Here is a 565-nt window from a genome sequence, read left to right on the forward strand (position 1 = left end):
TGCCCCGAAGCATACGCACGAGTAAAAACAACTATGAGGTTTGATACGACAATCAAAGCAAGCAACATTTGATTCATATAGCTAATTAATGCCAATACTTGACCTTGTTGGAGCGTCCCATCATTAACTGAAAAACCACCTAAATACAATAGAGTAATCACTCCTAGGTTCATAATTAATGTCGTACTTGGCGACATTAATGCCGAAATATTAGATACTTTTTCGTTTATTGTTGCTAATTCATCTGTCGTTTCAGAAAATACTTTGGTATCTGTTTCTTTTCTTGCATACGCACGAATCACACGCACTCCACTCAAGTTCTGAGCAACTAGTTTATTTAATCTATCTAAACGTTGTTGTACCTTTTGATACAAGGGAACCGCATATCGAATGATTAAATAAAGAATGCCACAGAAAATGGGCAACATTAAAAGATAAATCAGCCCTAAACGCTTATCAATAATAAAGGCCATTACAACCGATCCTATACTTAAAAAGGGTGCACGCACAACAAGGCGAATCAACATAGCCAATGCCAGTTGTAGTTGATTAACATCGTTAGTCA

General features: G+C 36.6%; 1 protein-coding gene. It reads right to left on the reverse strand.

Annotated elements, in window-relative coordinates; translation table 11 throughout:
* On the reverse strand, window positions 1–565 hold a 565-nt coding region (locus ABS911_RS15300), incomplete at both ends, for an ABC transporter permease (protein WP_350468260.1).

The sequence above is a fragment of the Carnobacterium sp. genome (assembly GCF_040274425.1).